Source organism: Pseudomonas sp. FW300-N2A2, assembly GCF_017351735.1.
GTDB lineage: Bacteria > Pseudomonadota > Gammaproteobacteria > Pseudomonadales > Pseudomonadaceae > Aquipseudomonas > Aquipseudomonas migulae.
In genome coordinates this window covers 38,776-52,943 of record NZ_JACNDU010000033.1, presented here as the reverse complement: position 1 = coordinate 52,943, position 14,168 = coordinate 38,776, and the positions used below count along the sequence as shown (strand labels likewise).

The following is a 14,168-nucleotide window of genomic DNA, read 5'->3' as shown; positions in this document are numbered from 1 at the left end:
GTAAGGGTGCTGCACGCTATCTCTGAAGGCGAAATCTCCGGCATCACTGGCGCGCAGCAGATCTTCTTCGACGACGTGCCGCTCCAGAACGCCGACGGCAGCTACAACTTCTCCGGTGTCGGCGTCGATATCCGCCTCGGCACTCAAGGCCAAGCCTACATGCCGATGACCGGCCTCGAGGCTGAGCAGTCGGTAGGGGTTGAGCTGAAATACGGCGTAGCCATTGAGCGCGCCATCACCGACACCGACGTGGATGCCACTCGGGTCACGATCAGCGTTCCGCAGCTGAGCGAGCAGAACACTACGAACGGCGACACCACTGGTTCAACTGTTGCTTTCCGGCTGGAAGGGAAGATCGGGGCGAGCGCCTGGTTCCAGCTGTGTGACGACATCTGGGTCACTGGCAAGACCATGAGCCGGACGCAGTTCTCCTATTACGTCCGCCTTCCGGCATCCGGCGGCCTGCCGCGCTACATCCGTGCGACCCGGTTGTCGTCCGACTCCATCAGTGGCGCAGTCCAGAACCGTACCTTCTTCGACAGCTACACCTTGCTGTGGGACGAGAAGCTGCGTTACCCGAACACCGCGATGATCGGCATCTCAATCGATGCACAGCAGTTTTCCAGCATTCCACGCATGGCTTTCCAGATCCACGGTATCAAGGTCCTGGTGCCGAGCAACTACAACACCGGCACGCGAGCGTATACCGGTTCTTGGGATGGCACCTTTGTCCGGGCATGGACAGATAACCCGGCCTGGATCTGGTACGACATGCTCACCAACACCCGCTACGGGCTCGGTGGTTTGCTCGATTCGACGCTGATCGACAAGTACTCGCTGTACAGCATCGCCCAGTACTGCGATGTGTTGGTGCCGAACGGCTTTGGCGGCTGGGAACCGCGATTTACCTGCAACATCGCCCTGACCACCCAGCAAGATGCGTGGAAGCTGGTCAACGACATGGTGTCGGTGTTCCGGGCGATTTGCTTCTGGGCCGGCGGCTCGCTGACTGCTGTGCAGGACGCTCCGCACTCCAGCCGCTACCTGTTCAACAACTCCAACGTGGTCGGCGGCGACTTCAACTATCAGTCGGTCGCGTCCGATCAGCGCTTCAACGTCGCAGCTGTCACCTGGAACGATCCGCTCCAGCAATACAAGCAGTCGGTCGAGATCGTCGAGCGGCCTGAGCTGATCGCCAAGTGGAACCGCATCCAACAGAGCGACGTCGTGGCCATCGGCTGCACATCCCGTGGCCAGGCGCGCCGCCTTGGTCGCTGGTTGCTGTATGCAGAAACTGAGGCGGTTTCCTTTGCCGTCGGTGCTGACGGGGCGCTGCCGCTTCCAGGCGACATCATTGATATCGCTGATGCGAATCGAGCCGGTGCTCGCAATGGTGGCCGGCTCCTGACTGGCAGTACCGCTTCAACGCTACTGCTGGATGCTCCGATCGGCCTGGCCGGTACGGGGACAGTCGGCGTTGTCATGCCAGACGGGTCTTATGCCGTCGTTCCGGCAACCGTCGGGGTTGGCGGAACATCGATCACTGTCTCTCCGCCGCTTGCATCTGACCCTTTGGCCACTGCGCCTTGGGTATTTTCCACCCCTGAACTGGAAACGCAGAAGTTTCGCGTGATCAGCGTTAGCGAAGGTGATGACGGCACCTACGCGATCAGCGGCATCGCTTACGACCCGGACAAGTTCGATCAGGTCGAATTTGGTACGCCTGACGTCGACAATCCGACCAGCATCGTCAATCTCGGCAAACCGGATGCGGTAGGGCAACTCACGTTCCTTGAGTCGCTGTACGACACCGGCACCGGCCTGGCTGCTGCTCGATTGACGGTCAGTTGGACACCGCCGCGACGCGCGATGCGTTATCAGATCGAAGTCAAGAAACCGGGCGGTAACTGGGAGTACGTGACGGAGATCAACACGCCAACGATTGATTTCGACTCGGCTTCATCTGGGCTGTGGTCGGTTCGGGTTACGCCGAAGTCAGTCCTTGGTCTGGCGGGCCCTGGATCGATACAGGAGTACAACGCTCAGGCGCTGCTGGCACCGCCGTCGGCGCTCACCGGTCTGCGACTGGATGTGATCAGCAGCGTGGCCACGCTGGCGTGGGATGCCGCACCGGAGCTTGATGTGAAGCTCGGCGGCAGCATCTCCATCCGGCATACGCGCAATACATCTGCCAACTGGGATGCTGCTTTACCACTGGCTGAAGTGGCGGGGCGGTCCACGTCGTCCGTGGTCGCCTTGCTGCCCGGCAAGTACCTGGCGCGGGCGGTCGATTCCTCTGGTGTCGGTGGGCCGGTGACTGAGGTCTGGTCCGACGCACAGGTTCCGCTGCCGACCAACGTGGTGCTGACCATTACTGAATCACCAGCCTTTACCGGTGTGGCAGTCAACGCGGCGCCATCGGGCGGTCTGCTGAAAATGTCCGGGGCCGGCTTTATCGATGATGTCACTGATATAGATGCTGTCTTGGGCGAGATCGACAAGTTCGGCGGCTCGCTGCTCAGCTCGACCTACAGCTTCACGGCACCTGCTGACCTCGGGTACGTCTACGACTGCACGCTGACGGCCGATGTCGTGGCATCGCTGTATGACGACGGAACCTACATTGACACGATCACGGACTTCGATGCGCTGCTGGGCATTGATGGTGATCCGCCAAATGGCGCCTCGCTGTCGCTTTGGGTGCGCACCTCTGATGTGGTGCTGCCCGAGGTTTGGTCGGCATGGAAGCCGTTTGTTGTCGGCGATTACCGCGCTCGGGTTTTCGACTTCCAGCTTCGCGGCTCGGTCGAGCAGACCACTCACTGGATCGATGTATCCAAACTCGAGGTGGTGATCGACATGCCGGACCGGATCGAAAGCGGAAACGACATCGAGGTTCCAGTGGGCGGGCTTACCGTCACCTACTCACCGCCGTTCAACGCCTCACCGGCCGTCAGCATCACTGCGCAAAACCTCGCGCCCGGTGATTGGCCGGACGTGTCAGCCAAGACCGCAACGGGCTTCACGGTCTTCATTCGCAATTCCAGTGGGGTCGCCCAGTCAGGCCGCTCGATTGACTACATCTCTAAGGGATACTGACTTATGTCGCAACATGATATGACGCTGGACAATGCCTCTGGCCTGGTATTCCGGAATGATGCGAATGCTGCTTTGCAGGCGCTTGCGTCTCAGAGCAGCGGGGCTTCGGCCCCAAGCCCGACATTCCCATGCCAAGTTTGGGGAGACACCGGGACAGGACGTCTCAAACAACGAAACGCAGCGAATTCCGCATGGCTTGATAAAGGTCCGCTGGATGCCCCGCTACGCGACGCGGCAAGCCAGGGTGAATTCGTCGCCGACACCGGTGCAGCCGGCGCCTACGTGTGCAATTTCGTGCCAGCGCTGACCGCGCGAAGCGAGAGCACACCACTCCGCTTCAAGGCTGCGAACGCGAACACCGCCGCAGCCACCATCAACGATGGCTTGGGTGTGGTGGCGATCGTTGGCGCTGCGCATGCGGCACTCCAGGGTGGCGAGATCATCGCCAACGGTATCGCCTGGATTCAATGGAACGCTTCGATTGGTGGCGGCTCGTACGTCCTGCTGTTCTGCACCGGTGCGCCGCAGCAGGTGGCAGATGCGACAAAAAGCAAACATGCAGTGACTCTTGCTCAAATCCAGCCGCCAGTGGTTGGCAGCACCCGCAATGGCAAGATGTCGATTACCGCAGCGTCAGCCACCGCCACCTTTACGGCGGACGAGGTGATCGTCGAAACCGCACTTGGCGGGACGGGCTACAAACTTTCCAGCCTCAGCAAGACCATTAACCTAGGTTCCGTTGGCGCTGGCGGTATGGATACCGGCTCATCGCCTGCAAGTGGATGGGTTGCCATCTACCTGATTTACAACCCGACCACTCTGGCGAGTGCGCTGTTGGCGAAGAACGCCACCGCCGGCGTCCAGACAGAGGTTTATTCCGGGGCGAATATGCCCTCCGGGTACACCGCGTCCGCATTGATCGGGGTGATGCCGACTACCGGCTCGGGCCAGTTTGGTATTGCCTATCTGGATTCGGACTCTCGCAAGGTGGCCACGCCTGATGTAAACGTTTTAAGTACATCCTCCAACTCCGCCGGCCTGACGTCGCTCTCTCTATCGACGGCAATTCCACCCAATGCAAAAAGCGTTGGTGGTTATGTCAAGGTGTCGGCGAGCAGTGCTGGTGACTATGCCGCACGGCTGTCGGCAAACTCCGTGGGCATCGGACAGACATTTGTGACAGGCGGTTACACGAGCGCATCCGGCTATTTCAACTTAGTGGTCATCACGCTGCAAACCATGTGGTATGCGGTGTCGACATCGGCCGGCACGCTAACGGCGCTCATTTATGTCACTTCTTACACCTTCTAAAGGCGGTCATATGCCATACGTTCAATTTTCGGATGCATCGCAGGTGGCAGTGGTTTCGGTGTTTGGCTGTCCGCAGGATCCGGCGGAGTATCCGAACCAGGGGGAAGTGCTTGATGATGATCCGCGTTATCTGGCATTCATTAACCCGCCGCCGGATTATCTCGCCATCAACAGCGCCAAGTTACAGCAACTTATTCAACTTGCGGCAGCCCAAAAAACCGCTCTAACTAATCGAATAGGCGACCTTGAAAGCGCGATCGAAAACATCGGGATTGAAGGGCAAGAGGAGTTCGCGGCCACGCCCGAGGAGGAAGCTGAGTATCCGGTCCGGAAAGCCCAGCTGACGAAATGGAAGAACTACTCCATTTCGTTGGGGCGCGTGACCACACAGGCAGGTTGGCACACCGTCGTTACCTGGCCGGTTCAGCCAACAAGCGGGATGGACCTTACGGTCTCAGCTTCGGCTCCATCCACCGCCTAAGGCGAAACCACCCTGTAAACCGGCCGCCATTGAGCGGTTTTTTTGTGCCAGGAGAAAGCAATGCCCATAACCGCGCAGCAGCTGTTGCAGATACTCCCAAACGCCGGCAAACAAGCCGGCGTTTTTGCGTCTGCGCTGAATCTGGCCATGGAGCGGTTCCAGATCAACACCCGGCTGCGCATGGCGGCCTTCATCGCCCAGGTGGGACATGAGTCGGGGCAGTTCCGCTACGTGAAGGAGCTCGGCGGCGACCAGTACCTCAGCAAGTACGACACCGGGCTACTGGCCAAACGCCTTGGCAATACGCCCGAGGCAGATGGCGACGGCCAAAAGTACCGGGGCAGGGGGCTGATCCAAATCACTGGGCACGACAACTACCTGGCGTGCAGCAAGGCGCTGTTTGGTGATGATCGACTGCTGCGGACACCTGAACTGCTCGAGCAGGCCGAGTGGGCGTGCAAGTCGGCGGCGTGGTTCTGGAATTCGCGGAACCTGAATGCTTTGGCCGATGCTGGCGACTTCAACGGGATCACTCGGCGCATCAATGGCGGCCTGAACGGCCTGGCAGAACGCCTTGCTTTCTACAGCGCCGCGATGAAGGTGCTGGTATGAGCATCTGGCTGCGCATCCTTCCTTATATAGCGGCGGTCGCTCTGGTGGCCGGCGCGTTGTTCGGCGCCTACCACCACGGCCTTTCAGTCAAGGATGCTGAGTGGCTGGGCAGGTGGAATGACCGCAACACCCTGGACGCCAAGGCGCTGGCCGCCAATGAGTCCGCTGAACGCGTCAAAGAACAAGCCCGTCAACTCTCGACCAACAAGGCGATTCAAGATGGTCAACGCACGATCGATCAAGCAACAGCTGATGCTGCCAATGCTCGCGCTACTGCTGACAGCCTGCGCGGGGCGGCCGACGACCTTGCCGGTCGACTCGCAGCCAGTGAAGCCAGCGGCAATTCCTGCACTGCCGCCGCAAGCAAGGCAGCTACCCGCGCCGCAATGGTGCTTGCCGACGTGCTCAAGCGCGCTGACCAGCGAGCGGGCGAACTGGCTGAAGCTGCTGATCAAGCCCGAGCCAGGGGCGTGACCTGCGAGCAGGCCTATGATGGTCTGGGTCGGTAGCCTTCTGTCGAAGCCGGGTTGAATGCTGGCTCGCTGTTTTGGATGCTGTTTGTTTATCCAGTATTCGAGCAGGCCATGTACTTCCTTATTACTGTCATGAGAGAGAGGGGCGTCGCACGCTCTTGGAAAGACATCCACGGCGCCACGCCGATCAGGGGTGACATCAACATCAGAAACCAGATGTGCCAGCAGTTGAATCGGACCAGCGATATCGCCGAGATGAATCCGCCGGGTATGCCGCTGGATAAAGTGCCATTGCTTCCGCTGCTGGACGCGCGGCTTTCAGGTATGGCGACTAACGCTTTCACGATCAGCGGCCTGGAAGAGATCGACGGCTGCCTGTATGCGCAGTCGTGGTATTGCAGGGAGGTTCGATAGGTCGGCAGAACGCCGGAGATGGGAAATGCTAGGGGTCGAGGGAAAAGAGAGTGACAAAGTCACTCGACGTTAAACACGGTTGGGCATCGTTGCAGCGAGCGCCCCATGTGGAGTCACGTGTTTAGCGGTGTGTAGCCCCATCTGCTTGCATGGGGTGCTAGGGGTCGAGTGTTCGAATCACTCCGTCCCGACCATATTCCCTGAGTAAAATCAGACACTTAAGCCGATCAGTTAGATCGGCTTTTTTGTGTCTGCGCAAAACTACCCGGTGATTTCGCTGATGTTCAGGTCCAGAATTTCCTCAGCCCAAACGACTCCCTCGTGGTCCCGCTGGTAGTTTTTGATCATGCCCTCGTTCGCATGCCCCGCAATTTTCTGCCCATCCTTTCCGGTTTTCTTCTACAGGTGCAGTGACAGTGCTGCATTGGTTGCAGGATTTGGCATGGCAATAGAATTCCTCGCCCGCCGTTCACCGGCAGGCTGTGAGTCGTAAGGTTTTGGCTTGCAGTTGGACGAATTCGGCGGGGGCGCTGACGGTGGGTATCAGGGTATAGCTGATATACGAAGAAGGCCTGCTCGAATAAGGTCCAGTAGTTCGCCCTGCCAGCTGTTTCAGAGAAATGCTGAGTGGCCGCAACTGGTCAGGGTGGGCTTACTTCTTGGTCGTGGATCCTTGTGGCAGTACATGTAGGCGAACCAGGCGAGGGCGATCATGGCGAAACCTCGCGCCGAGCCCACTGCACATACGGGCTGTCTTCAGTGTCGAAAATGCCGAGCAAGAACCACTCATATGCCGGAGGCATTTCGGGCTCCCATCCGAGGCAGTGAGCCTCACCATCAACCCAGTAGGGGTGGGCGTCCAAGTCGAACTCCCACGATTGTCATTCCTGCTTACGTAGACGCAAAATCAGCGGCTCAAGCGCGGGGCGCTTGTTTTTCCATTCTTCTTTGGTAATGCCGAGCAGTACCACGTCAATTCGGCTTCCGTTTTTCAGAATGTTCTTGCGTCTAACTCCTTCAAGTTCAAAGCCAAACTTCTGGTGCATTTTTATTACGGCAGAATTAGTTTCCAATACCTCGCAATTGAGCTTTTCCAGGCATGCGTCATTGAATGCATAGTCAAGCATCCAAAACTCTACAATGCTTCCTATGCCTTTTCCTTGATGTTCAGTGTCTAGATAGAACGCCCAATCGGCTGTTTGTTGAGCTGCATTTATGGCGTTGAGTGAAACGACACCGATGGACTGCTCATTCCTCATGGCCACGAACACCGCTTGGCGCTTGTTTCCTTTCAAAGAACGCAACCAATCCTCGTGCTCCTCTTCGGTGATTTCGTGGGAGGTGTACATGTTGTTTCGGACATCCTCCTGGTTTCGGAGAGTGCGCACATGTGCTTGAACAGAGGGGCTGGCGTCAACTAAAGGAATAAACTGCACCGGATTACCTCACAGGGACCAGAAAACTTAAAAGGCTAACAGCTTCATAGAGAAAATACCTTTTCAAGCGACTTGGTTTGCAGAGTCACTCCAGAGCCATCAGTATCGCAAGCGTCACTTTGGTGATTTTACAGAGGACCGCATCAAGTCCGATAACTTGATGCGGTGGTTCACTACTAGATCCGAAACTGGCTAATCAAACGACCTAAACGATTACCTAACTCACTGAGACTTCTGGAGGTTTGTGCACCATCTTTGGCGTCCCCGGCGACCACATCAGTCGTCAGGGAGATGTGAGTCATACTACGGTTTACTTCCTCGGCCACAGCGGTCTGCTCTTCGGACGCGCTGGCGATCTGAGCGTTCATGTCGTTAATTGTATAAATCAGTTGGCTGATGGCATCCAGCGACAATCCCGCCCGGTTTGCCAGTTCCCCTGTTGTTCGGCCTGTTTCGCTGGAGCGGCCCATCGTGATCATGGCATCTTGGGTGCCTTTTTGAAGCAGGCTGATCATCCCGTGGATTTCCTGGGTACTCTTTTGCGTACGGCTGGCCAGGGCTCGAACTTCGTCGGCGACCACTGCAAAACCACGACCCGCATCGCCAGCCCTTGCTGCTTCAATGGCGGCGTTCAAAGCCAATAGATTGGTTTGCTCCGCAATAGAGCGAATGACGTCAACTACACCGGCAATCAACTGCACATCCTTGTTCAAGCTGTCCAGTGACGAGCTACTTTGTCCTATTTCCTCAATCAACGAATGAATGCTTTCGATGCTTTTGTTGACGACATCTCTTGCCTGCCCACCAACATCGCTGGTTTCTCGTGCTGCTTGCGAAGCACCTTGGGCGCTGACGGAGACCTGATGCGCAGCCGTGGACATTTCATGAATGGCTGTCGCCACTTGATCAGTCTCTTGGCGCTGACGATCCATGGCCTGCTCTGAGCGCTGTGCCTGGGCCGACATATCTTCGACCAGTGCCGTCAGTTGCCCGGTCATCTCCACGATTTGACGCACAAGGTTATGAATTTTTTCCACAAACAAGTTGAACGAGTGAGCCAAATCGCCCAGCTCATCGTTGCTCGAAACTGGCAGGCGGTGTGTCAGGTCGCCATCTCCAGCGGCGATGTCGTCCAGGTTCTTCTTGATGGCCAGTAAAGGTTTCACAATGCTGTTTCCTAGCCAAATACCAATCAGCGCCACAAGGAGCAGCACGCAAACGGCGAGGAAAAGGATGTACGCGGTGTACTGACCGATTCGCTCATAGCGCTCACTGGCGATGGCCTGTACCTGAACTTCAAGATCATCCAGATTCACTTGCGTGCCCACGATCAAGTCCCACTTCTCCAGATAAACGGTGTAACCGAGCTTGGGCGTAGGTTTCGGGCTGACGGGGGTTTGCCAGTCGTACCGGAAAAAATGTGTACCCGTCTTGGCCGCTTCAACCAGCCCTCGAATCACATACACGCCGTTGGCATCTTTGCTATCAACAAAGCTCTTGCCGATATCGGTGTTCAGGTTGGCGGAGAACACTCGAACAGACGAAGAGTCATAGCCGTAAAAATAGTTTTGTTTAGCGAAACTCAGCGTTCGCAGAATCTTCACAGCCTGATCCCGAGCGTCGGAATCCCCATATTTGGAAGCGTCATATATCGGCTGAATCGACGCTTGGGCAATTTCCATATAGTGCTTCAGTGAAGTTTTTCGCTCATTGATCAAGAGGTCGCGCGTCTGCTCAACCTCCTCGGATGCCAGCTTTTGCAAAACCCAAAAAGTGATGCCGCTGATCACTGCAGCCAGCAAAAGGCCAGGGATGATCGTCAGAAGGATGACTTTGCTACGAAGACTTAACGTCACGATGAGTTTCGCCTCACTCAAGAGATTTTATTTTTATCCACCCATTTTTATCTCGGCCAAGGCTGGCTCGACGACGCATAAAAGGAGGGAAGCTTTTAGGTTGGAGCGGTTGAGCCTGGAGCGATTTAAGGCCTTCTTTTGTTAAAAACACTATTAATGATCGATCGATCAATAGTAGTCTACGCTCAGCTCAAACGGCTTGTCGATGGCCGGTGAGGACGATGGCTGAGTCACCTTCAAGCCAGGTGCTGATATTGGAGATGAGCAGGCGCGATGCACAAAGGTGGGTGCCGGCAATGAGGTATCTCGCTCAATTGCGCGCCATTGACTCAAGAGGGGACGTTGACTGCGCCGCGCATCTTTTGCGCAGGACGCAACGTCACGTTGCGTCCTGCCCATATTCTCTCGAGGGGGAGTGCCGCCTATTTTGTTGACCTGACAAACAGTAAAGCGAGTGACCTTTCATTGGAAAGTCACCGCTGTCGAACTTCAGGAGTCTATGGCATGGGCGTTTCTACAAGTGGTACAGCAACGACGATACAAAAAGCTTCAATGACCAGAGGGCTGGTGCTTCTGTTTGCGTTTTGTTGCGGTGCCATCGTGGCCAACATCTATTACGCACAACCGATCATCAGCTTGATTGCCCCGGATATCGGTATGTCGAGTGGCCACGCGAGCCTTATTGTTTCGCTGACTCAGATTGGTTATGCACTCGGATTGTTTTTCCTGGTGCCCTTGGCGGACCTGGTCGAAAACCGCCGACTGATGATAGCGACGATCGTGATTACGATCTTCAGTCTGCTCGCCGCTGGTTTAGCCAGGCAGCCGAGCGTATTTCTTGTCGTATCGGCGCTCATCGGTTTCAGCTCGGTCTCCGTGCAAATGCTTATTCCATTGGCCGCGCATCTGGCTCCGGAAGAGTCTCGCGGCCGAGTGGTTGGCGGGATCATGGGAGGCTTGCTGCTGGGGATTTTGCTTGCGCGGCCGCTGTCGAGCCTGATTGCTGATCATTTGGGCTGGCGGGCAGTGTTTATCGGGGCTGCTGCCTTGATGCTCATCATCTCCATAGTGATCGGCATGACCATGCCCAAATGGCAGCCAGCCCATCGTGCGTCGTATGGTCAACTGCTGATGTCCCTTGGACAACTGTTTTGCCGCGAACCCGTATTACGTCAGCGAGCACTTTATCAAGGGCTGATGTTTGCATCGTTCAGTTTGTTCTGGACCGCCGTACCGCTGGTGTTGAGTCGTGAGTTCGGCCTCACGCAAAGTCAGATTGCGATGTTTTCTCTGGTCGGCGCCATCGGTGCAGTCGCTGCACCTATCAGTGGTCGGCTCGCTGATGCAGGGCACACTCGACGAGCCTCACAGTTGGCCATGGTGCTGGGCGTGGTGAGTTTCCTTCCAGCCTTCATTAATCCCTTTTACGGTGTGATTGGTTTGGCTGTCACCGGTGTTGCGCTGGACTTTGCTGTGCAGATGAACATGGTGCTTGGCCAACGAGCCGTCTACGCCTTGGGCACCGCCAACAGAGGCCGCCTGAATGCGTTGTACATGATCAGTATCTTCGTTGGCGGTGCAATCGGTTCCTCGGTGGCCAGTTCGCTTTATGAACATGCCAGCTGGTTGGCGATTGCAGCGGTGGGAAGCGCCTTGTCGCTGGTCGCTCTGATCGCCTTCTCGATTGTTTCTCGTCGAGCCGGGCAGGTTCACTGAGTCAATCGGTCGCTGGAACGCGCAATGCCCAAGATGAGAACGGGGATAGTCGAGGAGTGTCATGGACAAGTTGCTCGCATTGAAAATGTTCGTCCAGGCTGTGGATTCGAAGGGCTTTTCTTCCGCTGCTCGACAGTTGGGCCTGGCGACGTCTTCCGTGACCCGGATGATCGATGGGCTTGAGGCTGAGCTGGGCGCTGTCCTGCTTAACCGTTCCACGCGGCAAATCTCATTGTCAGATGCCGGGGCTGCCTACTACTTGAAAGCGCGGGAGGTGTTGAACGCTGTAGCCGAAGCGGATGCCTCGGTCACTGACCGTGGGGAAGTCCCGGCAGGGCATCTTCGTATTTCTGTACCCGTGGCGCTGGGACGTCGTCTGATTGCGCCGCATATCGCCGCGCTTTTGAAGCGTTACCCGCAACTCGTGTTGGACATGACGCTTTCTGACGACATTGTTGAGTTGTTGGGTGAGCGCGTCGATCTATCGATCCGGTTGGGCTCCGCAGCAGCAATGGACGGTGTAGTCAGTCGTCCTGTCGGTCATTTCAGCCGTAAGGTGGTTGCCAGTGCCGAGTACCTGAATGCGCATGGTTTCCCCGAACATCCTATGGACCTCATGCAGCACGAATGCATGCGCTTTAGTTATGGCCAAAAGCAACAGGTTTGGAGTTTCTTAAAGTCCGGTGAGAAGACTCGAGTACCTATTGAAGGCCGCTTTAAAAGCAACAATGCGGAGGTTTTGCGCGAGGTCGCGCTGGCGGGCGGAGGGGTGGCTCTTTTACCTGATTGGCTCGTCAACGATGATATTGGTAGCGGTCACCTGACGTCATTGTTCGAGTCTTTTGTTGTCAATCCGAACGACGCGAGTTCGGTTATCTCTGCGCTGTATCTCCCCAATCATCGCGGCTCCAGGCGCGTCAATGCATTTATCGATTTCATCAGCGAGTTGCTCGGGCCTGAGGGCTTGCCAGTGAGCTGATCTCGTTACCGTTGCTTAATTTAAAGCGTTGGATTTCGACGTAATGGACCACTTTCGCTGTATAGATACAGCAGATCCGGGAGGCTTGAATGAGCGCCGCAACATTGCATTACGTCTACGATCCGTTCTGTGGCTGGTGCTATGGAGCGGCACCAATGATCACGGCGGCCACCACGATTCCTGGCCTGGAAATTCAGGCTCATGGTGTAGGCATGTTATCGGGAGACAAAAGCAAGTTTGTGTCGGGTGAGTGGCGCGATTTTGTTCGTCCTCACGAAGCTCGGATTACCGCGTTCAGCAAACAAACCTTCGCAGACGCTTACGTCCAGGGCGTACTCGACCATGAAAACGTTTACCTGGACTCTTCACCGCCCATTGCAGCCATGATGACGGCTCAACAGCTGTCAGGACGCGGCGTTGAAATGCTCAAACGCTTGCAAGTCGCGTACTACCAGGAGGGACGGGCCATTGCTGACAGTGGGGTGATTGCCGACATTGCCGGCGAACTTGGCTTTGAATCAGATAGGTTTATGGCGGCTTTTGATTCGGTCACCGCAGACTCATTGCAGGACCATCTTGAGCGCAGCAACGGGATGCTGGAAGCCCTGAATGCGCGTGGCTTTCCAGCATTTGCGCTGGAAATCGATGGCGAGATGGAAGTGTTGGCCATGGGGCATTATTTAAGTCGACCCACATTGTTCAAGACGGATATTGAAAGCCGCCTGGCCAAATAGGTGTGGTTCATAGCCAGCACATTCTTTTGTTTTGTATGATGCCTGAATGAAGCTCTAGTGAGGCGTTATGCAAGACTCAAAAAATGTGGACGAGAACGAGCCAGGCAAGTCAAAAGACTCCGCAAGCCTCGTCAAATCGACGACTCGACGCCTTTCGCCAGAGGTCAGGGAAAAGCAGATTGTGCAGAAAGCCATCGAGCATTTTGCGACGTGCGGATTCTCGGGGAGCACCCGTGAGCTGGCGCGACAACTTGATGTTACCCAGCCTTTACTCTATCGATATTTCCCTAGCAAAGAGGCGCTGATAGATCGCGTGTACGACGAGGTGTACCAGTGGGATTCCTCGTGGGAAGCGATGATCAAGGATCGCTCGGAACCCCTTCAGTCTCGTCTGGTTCGTTTCTATACCTCATACGCAGGGGTGATTCTGCGGCGGGAATGGATTCGTATCTTCGTTTTCGCCGGGCTGACACGTGAAGGTATCAACGATCGGTATCTCGCCAAATTGCGTGAGCGAGTCTTCATTCCTGTCATCGCAGAGATTCGCCATGCTCATGGATTGGCACCCTCCTCAGGTGAAACGATCAATGACAAAGAGCTGGAATTGATCTGGAGTTTGCATGCCAGCATTTTCTATATCGGCGTGCGCAAATGGATTTACGATCTTCCAGTAACGGAGGACATTGATGCGCTGATCGAGCAGATGGTCGATGCATTCCTTAACGGCAGTCCCCACGTATTGCAACAAGTCGATAACGACCTCGGCGAGAAGCCTGGCTTGAATTGACCGGCTTCAATTTGAATTGGTTTTTCTGCTTTACCCGCCCGCTGATCTTTTGCTTTGCCTCTCTTTTTTGTCGACCACTCATCACCTGTTTCAGCCTTCAGCTGATCAGGTGGTAGGGGGCGTACGCTTGTCATTTTGCCCTGAAAAGCCCTTTCCCAACGCTTGAAACCCGCTTCCCCTTTGCGTCGCCATGACGTGGTCCAGGCCAGCCCTCAAAAATTTGACCCATCGGCTATTTACTTCAATTTCGTCAGGACGTATTGTTTATCG

General features: G+C 56.0%; 12 protein-coding genes. 10 read left to right on the top strand and 2 right to left on the bottom strand.

The features are described from left to right. The 6 genes from J4E42_RS25860 to J4E42_RS25835 form a co-directional block, all read left to right on the top strand. Positions 1-3,099 (top strand): host specificity protein J (locus tag J4E42_RS25860; RefSeq protein WP_207286486.1); only part of this gene is annotated, 3,099 nt, incomplete at its 5' end. 3 nt (positions 3,100-3,102) lie between these two features. After that, positions 3,103-4,410 (top strand): hypothetical protein, encoded by a 1,308-nt coding sequence (locus J4E42_RS25855; RefSeq protein WP_207286485.1) that lies wholly within the window; start codon positions 3,103-3,105, stop codon positions 4,408-4,410. Between the two features lie 10 nt (positions 4,411-4,420). Then, positions 4,421-4,891 (top strand): hypothetical protein, encoded by a 471-nt coding sequence (locus J4E42_RS25850; protein ID WP_207286484.1) that lies wholly within the window; start codon positions 4,421-4,423, stop codon positions 4,889-4,891. A gap of 60 nt (positions 4,892-4,951) precedes the next feature. After that, positions 4,952-5,503 (top strand): glycoside hydrolase family 19 protein, encoded by a 552-nt coding sequence (locus J4E42_RS25845; protein ID WP_207286483.1) that lies wholly within the window; start codon positions 4,952-4,954, stop codon positions 5,501-5,503. Further along, positions 5,500-6,012 carry a DUF2514 family protein gene (locus J4E42_RS25840; RefSeq protein ID WP_207286482.1) on the top strand — a complete coding sequence of 171 codons (513 nt, stop codon included), beginning with the start codon at positions 5,500-5,502 and terminating at the stop codon, positions 6,010-6,012. The genes J4E42_RS25845 and J4E42_RS25840 overlap by 4 nt, the downstream gene beginning before the upstream one ends. 18 nt (positions 6,013-6,030) lie before the next feature. Then, entirely contained in the window at positions 6,031-6,390 is a 360-nt protein-coding gene (locus J4E42_RS25835; protein ID WP_259331722.1) for a hypothetical protein, read from the top strand. 881 nt (positions 6,391-7,271) lie between these two features. On the opposite strand, the gene pseH is transcribed toward J4E42_RS25835, so the two are convergent. Both pseH and J4E42_RS25825 read right to left on the bottom strand, forming a co-directional pair. Beyond that, positions 7,272-7,826, bottom strand: coding sequence for a UDP-4-amino-4,6-dideoxy-N-acetyl-beta-L-altrosamine N-acetyltransferase (pseH, locus tag J4E42_RS25830; RefSeq protein ID WP_207286481.1), 555 nt, complete (start codon positions 7,824-7,826; stop codon positions 7,272-7,274). A gap of 176 nt (positions 7,827-8,002) precedes the next feature. Further along, a complete protein-coding gene (locus J4E42_RS25825) occupies positions 8,003-9,682 on the bottom strand; it encodes a methyl-accepting chemotaxis protein (RefSeq protein ID WP_207286488.1) in 1,680 nt (559 codons plus the stop codon). 504 nt (positions 9,683-10,186) lie between these two features. Between J4E42_RS25825 and J4E42_RS25820 the strand changes: the two genes are divergently transcribed. The 4 genes from J4E42_RS25820 (at position 10,187) to J4E42_RS25805 (ending at position 13,898) form a co-directional block, all read left to right on the top strand. Then, positions 10,187-11,398, top strand: a complete 1,212-nt coding sequence (locus J4E42_RS25820; protein ID WP_207286480.1) for an MFS transporter — start codon at positions 10,187-10,189, stop codon at positions 11,396-11,398. Between the two features lie 61 nt (positions 11,399-11,459). Then, positions 11,460-12,377 carry a LysR family transcriptional regulator gene (locus J4E42_RS25815; RefSeq protein ID WP_207286479.1) on the top strand — a complete coding sequence of 306 codons (918 nt, stop codon included), beginning with the start codon at positions 11,460-11,462 and terminating at the stop codon, positions 12,375-12,377. An 89-nt stretch (positions 12,378-12,466) separates the two neighbouring features. Further along, complete coding sequence (locus J4E42_RS25810; protein WP_207286478.1) at positions 12,467-13,111, top strand: DsbA family protein; 645 nt, start codon at positions 12,467-12,469, stop codon at positions 13,109-13,111. A 67-nt stretch (positions 13,112-13,178) separates the two neighbouring features. Further along, on the top strand, positions 13,179-13,898 hold the full coding sequence (locus J4E42_RS25805) for a TetR/AcrR family transcriptional regulator (RefSeq protein WP_207286477.1): 720 nt from the start codon (positions 13,179-13,181) through the stop codon (positions 13,896-13,898). Positions 13,899-14,168 lie beyond the last annotated feature (270 nt).

Excerpts from the sequence above, each read along its gene's own strand:
- J4E42_RS25815 (WP_207286479.1), top strand. The coding sequence starts at position 11,460 with ATGGACAAGTTGCTCGCATTGAAAATGTTCGTCCAGGCTGTGGATTCG.
- J4E42_RS25805 (WP_207286477.1), top strand. The coding sequence starts at position 13,179 with ATGCAAGACTCAAAAAATGTGGACGAGAACGAGCCAGGCAAGTCAAAA.
- J4E42_RS25840 (WP_207286482.1), top strand. The coding sequence starts at position 5,500 with ATGAGCATCTGGCTGCGCATCCTTCCTTATATAGCGGCGGTCGCTCTG.
- J4E42_RS25810 (WP_207286478.1), top strand. The coding sequence starts at position 12,467 with ATGAGCGCCGCAACATTGCATTACGTCTACGATCCGTTCTGTGGCTGG.
- J4E42_RS25855 (WP_207286485.1), top strand. The coding sequence starts at position 3,103 with ATGTCGCAACATGATATGACGCTGGACAATGCCTCTGGCCTGGTATTC.
- J4E42_RS25845 (WP_207286483.1), top strand. The coding sequence starts at position 4,952 with ATGCCCATAACCGCGCAGCAGCTGTTGCAGATACTCCCAAACGCCGGC.
- J4E42_RS25850 (WP_207286484.1), top strand. The coding sequence starts at position 4,421 with ATGCCATACGTTCAATTTTCGGATGCATCGCAGGTGGCAGTGGTTTCG.
- J4E42_RS25820 (WP_207286480.1), top strand. The coding sequence starts at position 10,187 with ATGGGCGTTTCTACAAGTGGTACAGCAACGACGATACAAAAAGCTTCA.